The following is a 17,374-nucleotide window of genomic DNA, read 5'->3' as shown; positions in this document are numbered from 1 at the left end:
GCACGTCGCTGGTCAAGCGAACGCCTTCAACCTCGACATGGTGGGCGATGAGCGCCACCGGCGGAGCGGACATTTCGGCCTCGAGCACCGCCGCTGTCGTCGTTCCCGCCACCGGATCGCCGACGCCGGAGGGTCACCAGGGCGGCTCGGGCAGCCACCCCAGGTCGCCGCCGCCGTCGTCACCGGCACCAGCGCCGGCACCGGCACCGAAGTCAGGACCGGGACCGTGCTGATGGCCCGCCCAGTGCAGGGCGTCGCGCAGCGCGGCGATCAGGGCTTCATCATCGGCGAAGGTAGGCTGTTCGCCCATCGGCAGCCAGACTGCGGTGTCCGGCACGGTGCCACACAAGCGGGTCAGCAGGAGCCTGCGTAGTCCAGCTGGCGCTGTCCACGCCCGGCATCGAGGCCCGTTATGGCTTCACCGTCACCGACGTGGAAGAAAGCGGGACTGTCGAGAGTGACGCTACGGTGCTGGGCTCGCAAAGTCACCCGCCGCGGCGATTCGGCCATTGGCGGTGCGCTTCCGTGATCAGAAAACGTGGTGTTTCCCTCCTGCCTGGTAAATCGGGCTGACGGTCGCGCTGATTACCGGTGCCGCCACCGTCGTAGCCGGATGGTGATCACCAGGGCCCGGCGGGTGCTACCCAGATCGGTGCGGCTCACCCCTGCGGTGAGAGCCGAGGCTGAGTCCAGGTCATCGACACCGTCGTGCCCGCGTCACTCGTCTCGATCGCGGCCTGATCGGCCAGGCAATGGATCAGCGGCAGACCGCGTCCGCCCAGCAAGCCCGAGCGCGGAACGGGCTGCCATTGACCATGGTCGGTGACGGTCACGGTGACCGTGTCGCCGCGGCTGGTCGCGTGCAAGCCGAACGTGCCCGGACCGCCGGGGTAGGCGTGCACCACGGCGTTGGCCATCGCCTCATACACCGCCAGCAGCAGATCCTGCACGCGCGCGGGCGGCAGGCCGGTGCCGGCGGCCCACGTGGCCACCTGATCCCGCACCACGCTCAGCTGGGCGGGCTCGGCGGGCACCGCCCGGTGCTGCAGGTCCGCCACGCACGCGACGTCCGCGTTTTCTGCGCCGCTCTGGGCGGCGGGATCGTTGACCATGAGGGTCATCGGAGAGAGTCCGCAGCGAGCGCGGCCGCGGGGGTGGCGAACACCGGCAGCAGCTGATCCATCCCGGTCAGCGTCATCGCGCGCCGGGGCATGCCGTCCTCGATGGCCACCACCCGCACCGCAGTGCCGGTGGTGGCGGCGTGGGCCTGGGCCAGCACGGACAGGCCGGTGGAGTCGAGGAACGTGACCGCGCTCAGGTTGATCACCAGCACCGGCGGCCGGCGGGGCAGCGCGGCGGTGACCGCGTCGGCCAGCTGCCCGGACGTGAGCAGATCAATCTGCCCGGCCACCTCCAGCACCAGCGCGCCCGCGAGATCCTCGGTGCTGTGCAGCCGGACTCGCACGGCATCCTGAGCTGGGGCCAGCTCGCCGGTGAAACTATCGGTCATCGCCGTGACGTCACTGGGGGTCCCTTCCCGCGCGTGCCACCTAATAGGGCAGGCCCGCTGCAGCATTCGCACTCCTATACCCCTCACCCGGGCGGGCGAAACACGTGCATCCGACCGAGCAGCCTTCATTCGTTTGAGTGGTTCCGCGGCGGGGCAGGTAGCTGTCGCGTCCGGCAATGTTGACGGACGTCGCGGTTGAAACGTCCAGCCGCTACCCCTGCCTTACCGTCCGTCGCGCCCCGGCACGGGCGCGACGGAGCGCTGGCGGCGGATCGACGCCACCAGCATCGAGGAGCTGCCGATGCGCGACGCTACCGACCCAACACCCTGCTCCACGCCGTACAGCGGCGCCGAGGTCATCGTCACCACCACCGCCGAGCACACCACCGTCGCCGTGGCCGGCGAGCTCGACCTCACCGTTATCGATCGGCTGCAGGCCCGGCTGACCGAGGAACTGCAGCTGCAGCCCGCTGCGCTGATCATCGACCTCGCGTGCGTCGAGTTCTGTTCCTGCGGCGGCCTGGCGGTGCTGCTGCACGCCGTCACCACCGCCCACGACGCCGGGATCCCGTGCGCCATCGTCGCCGCCAGTCGTCCCGTGCTGCGCCCGGTCCGGTTGCTGAACCTGGACCGGAACCTGCCGATCCACCCCGACCGCGCCGACGTCGAGCAGTGGCTGTCGCTGCTGGCCCGCCTGCGCTGAGCGCAACTCTGGCCGACGTTTGTCCACGACGAATTAGTCCTGGCCGATTCTTCCTCCAGACTCCGCGTTGACGGTGTGCCTCGGGTTCGTGTCCTACCGTGATCAAGAACGTCAGCCAGCCATCGGCGCTGTTAAAATGAGCAGCCATGACGGATCGTGACGTGGTGCTCGACGATTGGCTACGGGACCACAGCCTACTTCCGCCGCAGCTGCAAGCCAAAGCCAACTGATCGCACGGCAACGATACCTGGTCGATCAGTCGGAACTGGTGTTTATCAAGCAAGCGCGCCGGCAGGGGTGGGACTGGCGGACGATCGCCAAGGTGCTGGACCTGCCGGATGCCGAGTCGGCCGAACAACGCTCGGCCGAGCTCACCGCCATCCGGCTGCGCACCGGCCCCGACAGTCCCGGCTGGCGCCCCCGCGGCACAGGCAACCACGTCGAACCAGGCCAGCCCCGACAGTGCCGGCTTCGCGCCCTGAGCCCGTCATCGGCGCGAAAGCCCTAGCTCGTCGCCGCGCCGTTACCCGGAGACCGTTTCCGGCCGCTGCAGTGCGCTGGTCGTGATCGCGCAGCATGCGGAGCACGGTGCACCACCAGCCGCGGCCGGGACCAGATCACCGAGGAAGCCGCCGACGCCGCCATCGAGCAGGCCTGCCAAATCCTGCGGCTGCCGACCATCCGCGACCGCTTCGGCGACCAGGCCGCCGCCGCGGCCCGCCAGCAGGCCACCTACAAGACCTTTTTGTCCGAGCTGCTGTTCATCGAGTGCGAAGACCGCGAGGTCCGCCGCAAAGCCCGCCTGGTCAAGCAAGTCGGCTTCCCGCGCACGAGACGCATCGAGGACTTCGACTTCGCTGCGAACCCGAACGTCCCGCCCGCGCTGGTCCACACCCTGGCCAAGGGCGCCTGGATCCGCGCCGGGCAGCCGGTCTGCCTGATCGGGAACTCCGGCACCGGCAAGTCCCACCTGCTGATCGGGCTGGGCACCGCCGCGGCGGAGGCCGGGTTCAAGGTCCGTTACGTCACCGCTACCGCGCTGGTCAACGAGCTCGTCGAAGGGGCCGAGGACAAGCACCTGTCCAAGACCATCGCCCGCTACGGCCGCGTCGACCTGCTCTGCTTGGATGAACTCGGCTATCTCGAGCTGGACCGGCGCGGTGCGGAGCTGCTGTTCCAGGTTTTCACCGAGCGGAGGAACGCCCCAGCATCGCGATCGCGAGCAACTCCGCGTTCAGCGAGTGGAAGCGCATCTTCACCGACCCGCGGCTCTGCGCCGCGATCGTCGATCGCTTGACGTTCGACGCCTCGATCATCGAGACCGGCACCGAGTCGTTCCGGCTGCGCACCACCAAACGCCGCCGCACCAGCCGGGCCAGCTGACTACCAGCTCGCCGATCGCCGTTCTCGGCTGGCATCATGACAGGCATGAACGTAGGCGACCAGGTCGTGTTCCTTGATGACGAACCCGAGCTCGACCTAGCCGAAGGCACCCCAGCCACGGTGACCACCTTCCACGAGCCCGACTACATCGAATTCCAGCTCGCCGACGGTCGCGTCTTCACCACGCTCGAGTCCTCGCTCGGCCTCCGAACCGCCAGCGTCCGGGAAAGCTGAACGCACCCGTCAGAACGGCGCGTCCCGCCAGTCCACCTCCACCGGTCCGCCTGGCGGGACCCGGATCACCCGCGGCGATCTCGGCTGCGAACACGTCCAACGTGTCTGCGTCCAGCCGGCAGTCCCACAGCTCGCAGGCATCCTCCAGTTCGCGGCGGACCACCGCGACCGGTCGTCCCGCGAACCCGATGAACACCTCGTCCAGCGCCCACACCAGCGTCACCACCGGGCCGGGCTCACGCTCGCTCACCACGCCATAGTCACCGACCGGCATCAGCTTCCACCAGCAGAAACACTGGAACGAGGTGGGGCCAAATCAGAGTGCCGAACCCACGCCGACGATGGCAGGTGGAGTCGCATCAAGATGCCGACCGATGTCGCAACCCAGCCTCCGGGGCCAGTTCAGAATGCCGAGCCGGGGCCACTTCAACCTGCCGAAATCAGCGGTTGGGCAGGTTGCGCCCGCTGGTCGGCACGACCCTCCTCGAGGAGGCTTTCCTGCGCACCGGCTGAGTTCGGCCACCGCGGAATCGGCTGTCGCCGGCCGGCGCGCTCGTCCTGCCCGGCGGCACGATCACCCGGCGCGGCACCGGCCATACGCGAGCAGCTGCGCCGTCGTCCCGCGTCACCGCAGGGGCTGACCGCCGGGCGGGTGGTCGCCGGGTGTCAGCCGCAGCTGGCTGGCGAGCAGCGCGGCTTGCACCCGGTTATCCAGCTCGAGCTTGGCCAGGGTGCGGGACACGTAGGTCTTGACCGTGGACACGCTCATGTAGAGGCGTTCGGCGATCTCGGCGTTGTTCAGGCCGAGGCCGACCTGGCCCAGGACCTCGCGCTCCCGTTCGCTGAGCAGGCCGAGCCGTCCGGCGGCGTCGGGGAACGCGGTCGGCGCGGCGAGTCCGTGGCTCGAGAGGCGCCGCAGGATCCGGCGGCCGATCTCGGCGTTGAGCACCGACGCGCCGCCGTGTACCGCGCGGATCGCGTTGATCAGGTCCTTCGGCGTGAGCTGCTTGAGCAGGAACCCGTCCGCGCCCGCGGTGAGCGCGTCGATCATCAGCTGGTCGTCGTTGAACGTGGTCAGCGCCAGTACGAGCGGCGGGTCCGGGTCCTTCTTCAGCTGGGCGGTGGCGGTCACGCCGTCCACCCTGGGCATCCGCAGGTCCATCAGCACCACGTCAGGTCGGCGCTCGCGGCAGACCGCGACCGCCTCGGCGCCGTCGCCTGCCTCGCCGACCACCTCGATGTCCGGCGCGGACTCCAGGATCGCCGTCGTCCCGGCGCGGATCAGGGCTTGGTCGTCGACGAGGAGCACCTTGATCATGACGCCGATCGTCGCACGGGGTCGCCGTCACCGCGCCGCGGCAGGTCGGCGCGCAGCACGAAGCGGGTCTCCTCCTTGATCGGCTCGGCGGTGAGGCTGCCGCCCGCCAGCGCCGCTTCCTCAGCGAGCAGGCGCAGGCCGCGGCCCGTGCCGGGCAGCGAGGGCCGGTCTCGCGGGGGGAGCGGGCTGGTCACCGTGAGCCGCACGCCGCCGTCGGCACAGGTGAGCCGGACGTCGGCGCTTGGTTCACCGGCGTGGCGCAGCACGTTGGTCAGCGACTCGCGGACGATGCGGTAGCACAGGTCGCCGATGATCGGGTCGCACGTGCCGGCGGATTCGTCGACCTGCCAGGACACGTCAACGCCGAGCGACCGGTAGTCCTGCACCAGGTCCTCGATGTCGGCGGCGCCGAATGTCGCCGCGCCGCCGTCCGCGTCCGGGGTGGACAGGACGTCGAGTACCTCGCCGAGCTGCTTGATGGCCTCCCGGCCGACGTCGGCGATCAGTTCGCAGCGCTGTTTGATCGCCTCGGTGGCGGCGGGGTCGACGCTGATCGCGCCGGCCGTGGTCACCATCACGCTGACGTGGTGGCCGACGCCGTCGTGCATCATCGACGCCAGCCGTGCCCGCTCGGTCAGACTGCGTTCCCGGAGGGTGCTCTCCCGCAGTCGCTGTTGCCGCTGCGCGGACTGCACGGCGTGCCACTCGCGCTCGGCCAACGCCTCCTCCAGGCTGTTCTTGGCCAGTCCCATGACGAACGGCGCGACTGCGGCCAGTGCCCAGTAGACCAGGCCGTTGAGGTCGTTCGCCGGCACGCTGGGCTCGAACTCGAACAGGCTTCCGGCGCCGGTGATCGGTTCGAACAGCGCCTGGTGGGCGGGCCAGACCAGCAGTAGCGCCATGCCCACGGAGGCGAGCGGCCAGCGGCGTCGCCTGGTCAGCGAGTAGGTCATCACGTAGATCGGGTAGGGCAGGTCGGTCAGGGCGAACGTGGCGCAGGCGACCACGGTCGCTGCCCAGTCGGACTCTCGCCGCCACAGGGCCAACACGATGGCGCACAGCGCGGAGATGGCGGCGAAGGCGGCGGGCGTCGGCGTGGGCGCAACGCGGTGCAGGCCGGTGAGCAGCCCGACCGCGGCCGGGCCGGCGATCACCAGCGCCACCATCACGTCACGCGGCCGGCGTGAGCGGAACAGGTGCTGCCAACGTTGCATCACTCACACCATGCAAGCAGCACGGCCGTCGCCCGGCGACTCGCGCGACCACGATCGGGTGGCGCGTCAACCTGGGTCCACACCATGGCGCGGATTGTCACCGCGAGACGACGCGTCCGGCCCGTCCGAGGAGATCTCCTGAAGAGGACCGATTCTTGGGAGGTAACGATGTCCGCAGTCCTGCAAGACCCCGAGCGTCCGACCGTCTGGACCACGCCCACGCGCCGGCGGGCGCCGATGCCCACGCCGCGTCCCGGCGGCATCGCGGTGGTCCTGGGCGACCGGGCGGAGGTCTTTGCGCTCGCTCCGGTGCTCGCCGGGCTGGGCGACGCGGCCCGGGTGGTGCGCGCCGATCGCCGGCCGTCGTCCACGCCGCGCGACCGCATCTGCTCCGTCGCGGTGGCGTTGGGGCGGTTCGACCGCGCGTTCGCCGCCGACCTGCCGGATGCGGTGGTCGTGCACGGCGCGTCCGACACCGCGCTCGCCGGGGCGCTGGCCGCCGGCGCCAACGGCATCCCGCTGGTGCGCATGGGCGCCGGTGTGCGCAGCCACGAGTTCGGCTCGGCTGAGGAGCAGAACCGGGTGCTGCTCGACCGCTCCGCCCAGGTGCTGTGCGCGCCCACCGCGGCCAACGTCGTCAACCTGCGGGCCGAAGGGCTCGGTGGCCGGGACGTCCGGCTGACCGGCAGCACCGCGGTCGAGGCCGTGCGCCACCGGCTCATGGCGGAGCCAGACCGGCTCGCTCTCGTGCGCCGGTGGGGCCTGGAACCCGACCGGTACGTGCTGGCCACGATCGAGCACCCGGAGAACGTCGATGACGAGGAGGCGCTGTTCGGGATCATGAACCAGCTGGCCGCCCTGGTCGACGCCGGTCACCCAGTCGTGCTGCCCACGAGCCCGCGGACGAGGGCGGTGATCGAGCGCGCCGGCGTGCTGTCGTCAGGGATGGGCCTGCGGGTGGTGGATCGGCTGTGGCACTCGGAGTTCCTGGCGCTGGCCGCGCACGCAGGGCTGCTGGTCACCGACTCGGGTGCGGTGCCGGAGGAGGCGACGGTCCTGAAACGGCCGGTGCTGGTCGTGCGCCAGTCGACGGAGCACTCGAAGGCGCTGAGGGACTTCGGCCGAGGGGTCGCCCGGGCCGACCTCACCGCGATCGCCCTGGACTGGCTTGCCGACGACGACCGCCGCGTCCACCTGGCCGGCTTGCCTTCGCCATTCGGTGACGGAGGAGCTGGTGTACGCATCGCGGACGCGGCCCGCGCCTTGGCCCGGCCGGCAATCCGCCTCGTCGTATGACCGAAGGCAGTCGCGCGGTTGTGAAGGTCAGCAGGTGGCCGATGCGAAGTCCGTCAGCTCCCGAACCGCTACCCGCGAGCGGCTCACCGATGCCGGTCAAGACCATGTTGGTGCCGGTTGCCGGTGGGTGGCAGCGTAGTCCATGCACGACACAGGATCCGCGGTGTTCCCATAATCCCAAGCGGCTTTGTGGCGTGCGGCTTATGCGCGGCGACCGCGTCGGTCAACGTGGATGCGCAGTGCGACCTGTTGAGCCACCGTGCCAGACGGAAGAACTCGATCGCGCTTGCCTGCCAGCTGATCAGGGGACGAGCCCGGGGCGCGAGAGCGACGATCATCGTGATGCGCCGCGCGGGTCCAGCTTAACGACGATCCGCAGCATGAAGATCGTAGGTGACGGTGCGACCCACTGACACTGGTGCGGCAGGAACCTGTCAAGCACCGTTGCTTCCGGGGAGTGGGTACTCGGTCAAGACCTCGCGCTTCCGCTCCCGTACCCCGGAAACAAGGTTCGACGCGGCGAGAGGTGCTTGCTGCCGGGCAAGTACAGCGTGGTCCGGTTGGAGGTCGGCTTCGCCGGCCCTCCCTTTTGGAGCCGGCGAAGCCTCGGTCCAGACTGTCCCGCGGGAGTCTCCGAACCGTGCCCTGTCGTTACCCCGGAGCCGGGGAACCAAACACGGGTTCCTGATCACCGTGCGAACGGGGTTGTAGGGTTCTGGTGACCCCCGTTGAGATGCCAGCGGTTGTCTCCCCGCACACCGCTGGCGAGGGCGCCTTGAGCGCGCTCGCCGTGAACGACGGAGGCGCCTGCCGTGGCAGCCGACAACGACGACTTCGCCCACCGGCTCGACGAGCTCGGCGCCAGCATCGCCGACCTGTCCGGTCTGTTCGAGCGGGCGCCGGACACCGAGGCCGTGCTGAGCACTGTGTGTGCCGAAGCGGTGCGGCTAGTCCCCGAGGCCGACATGGCCAGCATTACCACCCTCACCGGCGGGGAGGCCGCCACCGCGGTCAGCACCGACGATCGGGCCGTGCTGCTGGACCGCGTTCAGTACCGCAGCGGGGAAGGTCCCTGCCTCGACGCCGCCCGGACCGGTGGCATCGTGCGCGTCACCATCACCGAAGCCGGCGGGCGGTGGCCGGAGTTCGTGCAGGAAGCCAAGGAGCTCGGGGTCGGCAGTTTCCTGGCCGCGCCGCTGACGATCGAAGACGGTATGCGGGGGGCGCTGAACCTGTTCGGGTTCGGAGCGCACGGCTACCAGCAGTTCGACGCGACGACTTTGCGCCTGTACACCGTGAGCGTCGAGTCGGCCCTGCAGGCGGACCGCCGTTACCAGCAGGCGCACTCCCTGGCCGAGCACCTGAACACCGCGATGCGCCACCGGGGGGTGATCGAGCAAGCCAAGGGCATGCTCATGCTCATCCACAAGATCGACGAGAAGGCCGCCATGCAACGGCTCATCACCCAGTCGCAGAACACCAACGTCAAACTCCGCGATGTCGCCGCCGACTTCGTCTACCGCGTCATCACCGAACAATCCTCCACACAACCAGGAACCTGATCGCCGGGGGGACTGTTCCAAGATCGGTGTTTTCGGCCCGACACGCCGGGCTGAGGTCCGGCGGGATGGGCACGGTGAGTGATGACATCGGAGCTTGTGAGTCCACGCAAGAGTGAGTCGAAGCCGGCGCGGGAGCTGTCGCCGGAGCAGGCCGCCGCGGCGGCGATGGTGGCCGAGGCGAAGGCCCGCGGGCTGGCGCTGACCGGCCCGGACGGCCTGCTGAAGCTGTTCACCAAGAACATTCTGGAGACCGCGCTCAACGAGGAGATGACCGAGCACCTCGGGCACGAGAAGAACCAGGCCGACCCGGACCGCGAGTCGACGAACGTCCGCAACGGCACCCGCCCGAAACAGTGATCTCCGACGCCGCCGGCGAGATCGGTATCGACGTGCCGCGGGACCGGGAGAGCACGTTCGAGCCGCAGATCGTGCGCAAGCGGCAACGTCGGCTCACCGAGGTGGACGAGATCGTTCTGTCGTTGTATGCGAAGGGAAGGACGACCGGAGATATCTCGGCGCATTTCGCCGAGATCTATGGATCCTCGGTCAGCAAGGAAACGATATCGCGGATCACCGACAAGGTCGTCGCCGAAATGAGTGACTGGGCCAACCGTCCGCTCGACCCGGTGTACGTGGCGGTGTTCATCGACGCCACCCACGTCAAGGTCCGCGACGGGCAGGTCGCCAACCGGCCCGTCTACGCCGCCATCGGCGTCACCGTGGACGGTCATAAGGACGTCCTGGGGCTGTGGATGGGCTCGGGCGGCGAGGGCGCGAAGTTCTGGATAAGTGCTGATCGACCTGAAGAACCGCGGTGTCCGGGATGTGTTCTTCCTCGTCTGCGACGGACTCAAGGGTCTCCCGGATGTTGTCACCAACGTGTGGCCGCAAACCGTCGTTCAGACCTGCATTGTTCACTTGATCCGCAACACCTTCCGGCTGGTGTCTCGCCGGGACTGGGAGGCGGTGAAACGCGATATCAAACCCATTTATACCGCACCGAGCCCGGATGCCGCCGCGGCAGCTCTCGACGAATTTGAAGAGAAATGGGGTGCGAAGCATGGAGCGGTGATTCGTTTGTGGCGCAATGCTTGGGATGAGTTCACGCCGTTCCTCGACTACGACGTCGAGATCCGGACGATGATCTGTTCCACGAACGCGATCGAGTCGCTGAACGCGCGTTACCGGCGGGCGGTTCGCGCACGCGGGCATTTCCCGACCGAGCAGGCCGCGATGAAGTGCCTGTACCTTGTGACCCGCAGCCTGGACCCGACCGCGACCGGCCGCGCCCGATGGACGATGCGTTGGAAGCCAGTGATCAAGGCGTTCGCCATCACGTTCGGTGATCGCTGGCCGGGAGCCGAAACCTACTGATCAACAACGCCGGAAACACCGATCACGGGACAGACCCTACTAAAGCCAACGCAACCAGCTGGTACCGCATCAAGCAACGTTGGGGTAGGTAATCTGGGCGGCGGATCTTGAGGTTGACCGCGACGTGGCGTCTGGGGTAACAGTGGCGGTTCGTCGGCGGATGTAGCCGCGATCGCTGTCTGTTGAGCAGCGTGGCTGGGATAGGCGTTGCCGTCGAGGTGTAGTAACGGACCGCGGCCAACTCGCACTCGATCCAGCTCAGTCCGGATGCGTGTTGGATGTGTAGACCAGCTCGATGTCGTTGGCCGTGCACCACGTGGCGACCTCGGCCTTGATGTCAGGTCCGTATTTGTCGAAGATGAGGCAGAGCTTTCCGGGTCGGGCAGCGGCGGCGGATTTGCTTGCAGAAATCGTACTCCTGAAGTCGTGGCACAGTGATGTGGGGACTGGCGGCGTCGCGGGCATTCGACCTGAGGTGTCGAGCTGATTGGTCCGGTTGGACCCGGTCGTTTACCGGCCTGGTGACGGCCTCGGGTTGTTCGGTCCAGCAGGCGAGTTGCTAGCGGCTGAAGAGGGCGGTTCGATTGGGACTGGGAGGGTGGCGTCGCATCGGTTAGTCTCCCTGGTGCGGCGGGGTCTGGTGGGATGTGTCGTTGTTTCCGTGCTGCTTCTAATGTCGGGTAGGCCCGGGACGAAACACGCTTTCTCGCCGTGACGCGGATCGGTCCGGCGTTGCAAGCGCGATGGCGAGAACACGTCCGGGTTGTGGTGGTGAGCCCGCGTCGACGGGGTTACGCTGTGGGTGGTGTGGCGCTCGGCGGTCGCTGGGTGCGATGGAGGCGGCGGTGTCTTCCCTCCCCCGAGATGCGTCGCCGAGTCGGGCGCCACGCCGTATCCGGTCACGGTGTGCAGTGTTGCCGGGGGTTTTGGTTGCTGCGCGTAGCGTCTTGACCTTCGTGCGCAGGGCCGCTCGATCACGGCAATCCTGCTAAGCGCCTGGTGTGGACAGGACGCCAGCCGTTTCGTGTGACAGAATTCCTTGTCTGGCCGAACATGTCGGTTAGTGGGTTGCCCGCGGTGGTAGGGGTAGTCGGACGTGGTGTTCGAGTTCTGGTCCGCGCCGGACTTCACCCCCTCGGTGCATGTGATCGGGCTCGGCGTCACGCGCTGTGTGCCAGAGCACTGGCCGGTCCGTCTGAGTGAATCGATCCATGGCGTGGGATTGATGGGCCGCCTCGCGGGTACGTCCGGGATAGCGTGGCGCTCGGCCGTCGCTGCTCGGGTTTGGAGAAGAACGCCGCATTTGGGTCCCAGCAGCGTTGGAGCACTGGCCCGAGTGTCTGCAGAGCCCGGCTGAGCGCCACGCTGCGAGTCAGCCAGATGGCCCTTCGGTGGGGGCTCAGGGATTCTTGGAGGGTGCGGCGTTCGAGCTCGGTCCGCGTAGCCAGGTTCAAAGCCGCCTGGGTGCTCGAGGCCCAGCTCGGCGCCGCGTCCTTTGCGACGTTCGGCCTGGAGAGCGCGTGATTGGCCTGGTTATCGTGGGTTGGCGTGGCGTCCCGCCGCCGTCGTCGTGGTTGTGAGCATCGGGCGCAGCGATGTCGGTGCTCCTCGACAAACACCGCTTTCGGCGACCTGACTGGGCGTCACGCGTTCGTGTTCTTGGGTTGGCCGGCCGACGCGTAGATCCCCGTAGCGTGAGTGGCGCGTGGCACCCGGGCGCGCCCAGTAGTACCGCAACCGTTGGTCAAGACCCCGGCTCTCGACGGCGCGACGACGGCAGCATCGATCTCACCGCTAGCGTCGCGGGCACCCACATCATCGAGCACGGCGGCCGGCTCAGCGCGCTCCAAGAGGCCGACCTGCCAAGGAAGTCACGCCCGAACTCGACACTGTCGGCCCGTTCGACTTCCACGGCAAGCTGACCTCGGCGATGACCGCGCACTTTAAGCAGGACCCGACGACGGGCGAGTTGCACTTCTTCAGCTATTCGCCGTTCCCGCCGCACCTGACCTACTACATCGCCTCGCCCAAAGGCCACAACACTTGCAGCCGGATGGTCGACGGCAGCGGACCGCGCCTCATGCACGACTTCGCCATCACCGCGACCAAAGCCGTGGTCCTCGACCTGCCAGTCGTTTTCGACTCCGAGAATGCCTCCGGCATCCCCAACCGCTGGTGGTGGATCGGCGCCAGGCCACCCGATCGCCCCGGTCAGCGGGGCGATCGCGACCCGGTGAATGCTGGACCCTGCAACGGGGACCGCGACCGAACAGCAACTTGACAACCTGGTGACGGACTTCCCCAGCATCAACGACGACTGCACCGGCCTGCCCTCCACGATCAGCTAATCGGGCGCCTTTCCAGCAGCGGGGCTCGACGAGTTCTGAGCTTCCCCCGGTTGTCCGGATACCTCGCCTGAGGTGACCGCCGGTCACCAGGGAGGATGTTCAAATGCCCGCACCGCACCCACTGAGTTCCGTCAGCGTGCCGTAGAACTGGCCCGTCTGGGTGACAAACCAGTCGCTGCACTGGCGAGGGACCTGGGTATCAGCGAGTCCTGCCTGCGCTTTTGGAAGCGGCGGTCACGGCAAGATCCAAAGTGAACGATTTGCGTGGTTGTCGTACTAGCTGCCCGCTTGGCCCGAACTGAGGGAACGCCAGGATATCGGTTAACTGGCCGCAACCAGCCGACAGTTCCATACCGAGGTAGGTAGTGGTTCGGGGCTCTGTGCGGGGACTCTGTCGGCGTCCCCGTTCCGGTTCACCTGGGAGTGCCTATGACCACGTCCCTGTCCAGAATCCTGTTCGCCGCCGGGATCGCCACGGCATCGGTACTCGCGTTGGGGGCCCCGGCTTCGGCGGCGCCGAGCGCATCGACCCTGGCTTCGGCAAAAGCGACGCTCGACCGCGTGCACGACGTGCCCAACACCGCGTGGGGCATCGACCCGGCCACACACCAGGTCGTCGTGAAGATCTCCGACGCCGCCCGCGGCGCCGGAATGGGCGCTCTGCGCTCGGCGATCGCGTCCCTCGGCTCGGCCGTGCGCGTCAAGCACACCGCGAAACCACTGACGACACAAGTTTACGACGGCGACGAGATCAGTACCGGCTCGATCATCTGCTCGGCTGGGTTCAACGTCACCAGCGGCGGGCAGCGATACATCATCACGGCCGGGCACTGCACCCAGGGCGGCCCCTCCTGGCGGGGGATCGGCCCTTCGGTCGACTCGAGCTTCCCGGGCACCGACTACGGCCTGATCCGCAACGACTCCGGCGACGGCCCGGGCGAGGTCGACCTCTACGACGGCACCACGCAGCCCATCACGCAGGCCGGCGACGCCTACGTCGGCGAGCAGGTCTGCAAGAGCGGACGCACCACCGGGCTGACCTGCGGCACGGTCACCGCGCTCGACCAGACCGTGAACTACGGCAACGGCGACGTCGTCTACGGCCTGATCGAAACGAACGTCTACTCCGACCACGGAGACAGCGGCGGCGCCCTGTTCGACGGCAGCACCGCGTTGGGCACCGTGTCCGGCGGCGACAGCACCACCGACTACTTCCAGCCGGTCACCGCGGCGCTGAACGCCTACGGCGTCGGCCTCGCCTGACCTCCCCGTCCCCACAGCACCCGAAGGATCACCTTGTCTGTCACCATCCGCGGTTTGCCGCGCTCGCCCTGGCCTGCGCGGTCACTCCCGGCGCCCAGGCGAGCACGGTCACCTCGACGTGTTCGCAGGCGGATCTGCCGCTGCCGTACCCGGCGTGCACTCCCGGTGCCCTGAACCCCGACGTCACCCAGGCCACGATCGGCTCGACGATCTGTGTGTCCGGCTGGACCGCGACGATCCGGCCGTCGACGAGTTACACGAACGCCCTGAAGAAACGGGGCATCATCGACTACGGCTACAGCGCCACCAGCATGTCGGACTACGAGGACCACTTCCTCCCGCTGGAACTCGGTGACGCCTCGAATGTCCCGAAGGATCTCTGGCCCGAGCCACACGCGGGTGACCAGAATGCCTCCAGCAAGGACTCGGTCGAAAACGCGGTGAAGAAGGCCGTGTGCGGGGCCAGGCCACGCTAGCCGACGCTCAGCACGCGATGCTCACCGACTGGACGACCGCGAAGTCCGTGTTGGGCATCGGCTGAGTCGCACCGGCGGTCGAGGATTGCCGGCTGGAGAATCGCGACCTGCTGTCGTTCGATCGGACTGTGCCGCGACGAGCAGGCAGCTTTCCAGTTGTTGAGACAGCCGTGCCTCTCGGACGGCTAATTCGCCAGTCTCCCCTGAGAGTGGAGCAAGGCGGACGTATCAGCCGGTGCGCAGTGAAGGCTCATCGACCACGGCCGTCCCGACCACAGGGCGCAGCCTCCCCTGCCGCAGCCGGATGACGACCGCGGTCAATGGTGCACGCACCAGCAGGCCGATCAGCGCCACCGTCGTGCCGAGCACAGCCCCGGCGAGCACGTCGTAAACGTAGTGCGCACCGATGTACACCCGGGAGAATCCGATCAGCGCCGCTACCGCAAGCGAGATCAGCCCGATCCGGCGACGGACGAGGAGCAGGGCGACGGCGGACACGGCGATCGTCACGTGGTTGCTGGGAATGAGTAGTAGCGGTGGTCGCCGAGGGCGCCGGTCGCGGCGAGCGCCCGGTCTTCACGGTCGACGGCGAGGCGGACCGGCCGCCCGCCGATGGGGCGGACGGCGCCGTCCGGGGCGACCATGGGCTGGGCTTCGTCGTGGTCGTCGTCATCGGGACCGGGCGTGACCGGGCTCGGGGCGAGTATCTGCGTCGCGCCGGCCGCGACTTCCGCCAACGTCGTCAATAGAGACCGGTCGAGTTCCGCGTTGATCCGCTGCGAGGCGGCCTGGTAGCTGAACACCCCAACCAGGATCGCAGCCGCCGCGCCGACCCCGGCGAAGGCGATCGCGAGCTTGCTGCGCAGGGTTCATGCCGGCCGCACCGAATAGCCCACCCCGCGGACGGTGTGGATCAGGTCGGTAGCCCCGGCCTGTTCCAGCTTGCGCCGCAGGCAGCCGATGTAGACGGCGATATTCTTGGATTCCGACCCGAATTCGTAGCCCCAGATCCGCTGGTAGATCGTGGTGCCGTCGAGCACGATCCCGGCGTTGCGGACCAATAGTTCGAGCAGGTCGAACTCGGTCTTTGACAGGGTAATTTCGGTGCTTCGCCATCAGACGCGCCGCGCGGCCGGGTCAAAGCCACCAGCATGGGCGGGCGGGTACTGCGCTCACGCACCCCGGCCGGGGTCACCCAAGAGATCTACGCCCTCCTGATCACTTATCAGGCGCTGCGGATCGTGATCAGCGACACCACTCTCGACCGCACCGATATCGATTCCGACCGCGGCAGTTTCACTGTCGCCCTGCACGCCGCCCACGACCAGCTCATCGCCGCCGCAGGCGTCATCGCCGACACCGTGATCGACCTGGTCGGGGCCATCGGCCGTCACATCCTGGATCAGCTACTGCCCGCCCGCCGGATCCGCACCAACCCCCGAGTCGTCAAACGCGCAATCTCCAAGTACGTCGCCAGCACCGCCAAAGGACGCCACCGCGGCCCCAGCCACCCCGCCACCATCATCATCGAGATAGAAGCGATCTTGACAGCCCAGCCACCGCCCTAACTGAACGGCTTTGCCACTAGCTCCTCCGAGATGTCGCCGCGACCGAGGAACGCGGCCAGGACGCGCTCGCTCTCGACCGGGCACGCGGCGACCGCATGGCCAAGGCCGAAACGCTGACCAACCTCGCCCGGATCGCGATCACGGCCGGCCGTGCGGCCGAGGCGATCGCGCGGTGCCGCCGAGCCCTCGCCCTCCCGCCGCATCCGAAACGCGCATGGCGCGCCTGGAACAACCTGGCAACGGCACCGCAGCACGCGGGGCACACCACCGACGCCCGCGAATTCATCGAGAGAGCGCTGAACGCAGCCGACTTGTACGGTGAGAGCGGAGACCACCAGCAGGCGCTCGACGCCGCGGGCATGCGCGCCTACTCACGTGACACGCGCGGCCACATCCACCTCCGGCTCGGCACTTTGGACGACGCTTACGCCGACTTTGCTACGCCCACCACATCGCGGTCGAGCTCGGCGAGTGGCAGCTCGAAGCCGAAGCGCTGGTCGGTGCCGGCCAGGTTCTGCACGCTCAAGGCCGCTTCGACCGGGCGCACCAGACCTGGTCTAAGGCCCTCGCCGTCTTCGAGGACGTCGCAGCCTGGGCGGCCACTGAAGAACTGGGCAGCACCATGGCGGAGTGTTGCCTCGCTCCCCGGACATGACCGCACGTCCCGCGCCGGCATTTCCCTTCAGGGGAGGTGTCGAGACGATACCGATGAGGGTGCCGTCGCCGGTCCCGACCCGGGGCGACAGCCGGTGGAAAGAACTCCGAAAGCACCGCGGTGTTCGGTGGTGTGGTGCGCAGGGATGCCTCCGGGGCCAGCCGATGACGGCTCGAAGCCCGGGTGACGTTCCAGGTGCCCGGACACCGCGGCGTCAGGACGGTCTGCGGGACCGGTGTGCAGGGAGCCGTGATCGTGCGCAACGACCTGTCCGGCCTCCTCCGCGTGCGAGCGACGGTGACGCTGTACAAGTCGCCGCGACGCCGGGCACCTCGGAGTGCGCTGCGTCGAGCGTGGCCGCCAACTCGTGGTCGGTCTGCTTCGGACCGACCCTCACCTACGGCGGATCGGTGGCCGCCACCGGCACGGTGGCGGGAGGCTGACTCCGACGCGCCGGGCGTCGCCGCGGT

General features: G+C 68.3%; 17 protein-coding genes and 3 pseudogenes. 11 read left to right on the top strand and 9 right to left on the bottom strand.

Annotation, left to right across the window (positions count from 1 at the left end; translation table 11 throughout):
• Window positions 1-133: 133 nt before the first annotated feature.
• The 3 genes from C2L59_RS47075 to C2L59_RS13585 form a co-directional block, all read right to left on the bottom strand.
• Window positions 134-337: a hypothetical protein gene (locus tag C2L59_RS47075; RefSeq protein ID WP_146060370.1), complete on the bottom strand. Its 204-nt coding sequence runs from the start codon at window positions 335-337 to the stop codon at window positions 134-136.
• Between the two features lie 322 nt (window positions 338-659).
• Window positions 660-1,121 (bottom strand): ATP-binding protein, encoded by a 462-nt coding sequence (locus tag C2L59_RS13590; protein ID WP_103349858.1) that lies wholly within the window; start codon window positions 1,119-1,121, stop codon window positions 660-662.
• Window positions 1,118-1,510, bottom strand: coding sequence for an STAS domain-containing protein (locus tag C2L59_RS13585; RefSeq protein ID WP_158263075.1), 393 nt, complete (start codon window positions 1,508-1,510; stop codon window positions 1,118-1,120). Before C2L59_RS13585 ends, C2L59_RS13590 begins: the two co-directional genes overlap by 4 nt.
• Before the next feature lie 301 nt (window positions 1,511-1,811).
• On the opposite strand from C2L59_RS13585, the gene C2L59_RS13580 reads away from it, so the two are divergent.
• From C2L59_RS13580 to C2L59_RS13570, 3 genes and pseudogenes are all read left to right on the top strand, one after another.
• A complete protein-coding gene (locus C2L59_RS13580; protein ID WP_103349856.1) occupies window positions 1,812-2,213 on the top strand; it encodes an STAS domain-containing protein in 402 nt (133 codons plus the stop codon).
• A 547-nt stretch (window positions 2,214-2,760) separates the two neighbouring features.
• Window positions 2,761-3,596, top strand: a pseudogene (gene istB, locus C2L59_RS13575) (IS21-like element helper ATPase IstB).
• Between the two features lie 45 nt (window positions 3,597-3,641).
• On the top strand, window positions 3,642-3,830 hold the full coding sequence (locus C2L59_RS13570; RefSeq protein WP_146060369.1) for a hypothetical protein: 189 nt from the start codon (window positions 3,642-3,644) through the stop codon (window positions 3,828-3,830).
• Between the two features lie 625 nt (window positions 3,831-4,455).
• Here C2L59_RS13570 and C2L59_RS13565 read toward each other — a convergent pair.
• Both C2L59_RS13565 and C2L59_RS13560 read right to left on the bottom strand, forming a co-directional pair.
• Window positions 4,456-5,148 carry a response regulator transcription factor gene (locus tag C2L59_RS13565; RefSeq protein ID WP_103349854.1) on the bottom strand — a complete coding sequence of 231 codons (693 nt, stop codon included), beginning with the start codon at window positions 5,146-5,148 and terminating at the stop codon, window positions 4,456-4,458.
• Window positions 5,145-6,362 carry a sensor histidine kinase gene (locus tag C2L59_RS13560; protein ID WP_146060368.1) on the bottom strand — a complete coding sequence of 406 codons (1,218 nt, stop codon included), beginning with the start codon at window positions 6,360-6,362 and terminating at the stop codon, window positions 5,145-5,147. The genes C2L59_RS13565 and C2L59_RS13560 overlap by 4 nt, the downstream gene beginning before the upstream one ends.
• A 168-nt stretch (window positions 6,363-6,530) precedes the next feature.
• Here C2L59_RS13560 and C2L59_RS13555 point away from each other — a divergent pair, with 168 nt between their 5' ends.
• The 7 genes and pseudogenes from C2L59_RS13555 to C2L59_RS48900 all read left to right on the top strand — a co-directional run bounded on the left by C2L59_RS13555 (window position 6,531) and on the right by C2L59_RS48900 (window position 14,681).
• Window positions 6,531-7,658: a UDP-N-acetylglucosamine 2-epimerase gene (locus C2L59_RS13555; RefSeq protein WP_199199056.1), complete on the top strand. Its 1,128-nt coding sequence runs from the start codon at window positions 6,531-6,533 to the stop codon at window positions 7,656-7,658.
• 812 nt (window positions 7,659-8,470) lie between these two features.
• Window positions 8,471-9,220, top strand: a complete 750-nt coding sequence (locus tag C2L59_RS13545; RefSeq protein ID WP_103349851.1) for a GAF and ANTAR domain-containing protein — start codon at window positions 8,471-8,473, stop codon at window positions 9,218-9,220.
• Between the two features lie 81 nt (window positions 9,221-9,301).
• Window positions 9,302-10,594 (top strand): annotated as a pseudogene (locus C2L59_RS13540) (IS256 family transposase).
• 1,885 nt (window positions 10,595-12,479) lie between these two features.
• Window positions 12,480-12,875: pseudogene (locus C2L59_RS48080) on the top strand (carotenoid oxygenase family protein); the annotation flags it as partial.
• Between the two features lie 139 nt (window positions 12,876-13,014).
• On the top strand, window positions 13,015-13,197 hold the full coding sequence (locus C2L59_RS50345; RefSeq protein ID WP_103349850.1) for a transposase: 183 nt from the start codon (window positions 13,015-13,017) through the stop codon (window positions 13,195-13,197).
• A 174-nt stretch (window positions 13,198-13,371) separates the two neighbouring features.
• Window positions 13,372-14,205 carry a S1 family peptidase gene (locus C2L59_RS13525; protein WP_103349849.1) on the top strand — a complete coding sequence of 278 codons (834 nt, stop codon included), beginning with the start codon at window positions 13,372-13,374 and terminating at the stop codon, window positions 14,203-14,205.
• 215 nt (window positions 14,206-14,420) lie between these two features.
• On the top strand, window positions 14,421-14,681 hold the full coding sequence (locus C2L59_RS48900) for a hypothetical protein (RefSeq protein ID WP_233223470.1): 261 nt from the start codon (window positions 14,421-14,423) through the stop codon (window positions 14,679-14,681).
• Window positions 14,682-14,909: 228 nt separating this feature from the next.
• Here C2L59_RS48900 and C2L59_RS13515 read toward each other — a convergent pair whose 3' ends face one another.
• The 3 genes from C2L59_RS13515 to C2L59_RS13505 form a co-directional block, all read right to left on the bottom strand.
• The gene (locus C2L59_RS13515; protein WP_233223469.1) at window positions 14,910-15,191 is read right to left on the bottom strand and encodes a phosphatase PAP2 family protein; all 282 of its coding nucleotides are present in this window, start codon (window positions 15,189-15,191) and stop codon (window positions 14,910-14,912) included.
• Complete coding sequence (locus C2L59_RS13510; RefSeq protein WP_199199055.1) at window positions 15,188-15,484, bottom strand: hypothetical protein; 297 nt, start codon at window positions 15,482-15,484, stop codon at window positions 15,188-15,190. The genes C2L59_RS13515 and C2L59_RS13510 overlap by 4 nt, the downstream gene beginning before the upstream one ends.
• Window positions 15,485-15,550: 66 nt before the next feature.
• On the bottom strand, window positions 15,551-15,775 hold the full coding sequence (locus tag C2L59_RS13505; RefSeq protein ID WP_255410260.1) for a helix-turn-helix domain-containing protein: 225 nt from the start codon (window positions 15,773-15,775) through the stop codon (window positions 15,551-15,553).
• A gap of 57 nt (window positions 15,776-15,832) precedes the next feature.
• On the opposite strand from C2L59_RS13505, the gene C2L59_RS13500 reads away from it, so the two are divergent.
• Window positions 15,833-16,249, top strand: coding sequence for a hypothetical protein (locus C2L59_RS13500; RefSeq protein ID WP_233223467.1), 417 nt, complete (start codon window positions 15,833-15,835; stop codon window positions 16,247-16,249).
• Between the two features lie 424 nt (window positions 16,250-16,673).
• Here C2L59_RS13500 and C2L59_RS49825 read toward each other — a convergent pair whose 3' ends face one another.
• On the bottom strand, window positions 16,674-16,796 hold the full coding sequence (locus C2L59_RS49825; protein ID WP_255410256.1) for a hypothetical protein: 123 nt from the start codon (window positions 16,794-16,796) through the stop codon (window positions 16,674-16,676).
• Window positions 16,797-17,374 lie beyond the last annotated feature (578 nt).

Origin of the sequence: Amycolatopsis sp. CA-128772, assembly GCF_002904295.1 — a bacterium.
GTDB lineage: Bacteria > Actinomycetota > Actinomycetes > Mycobacteriales > Pseudonocardiaceae > Amycolatopsis.
This window is presented reverse-complemented; position numbering and strand designations above follow the sequence as displayed.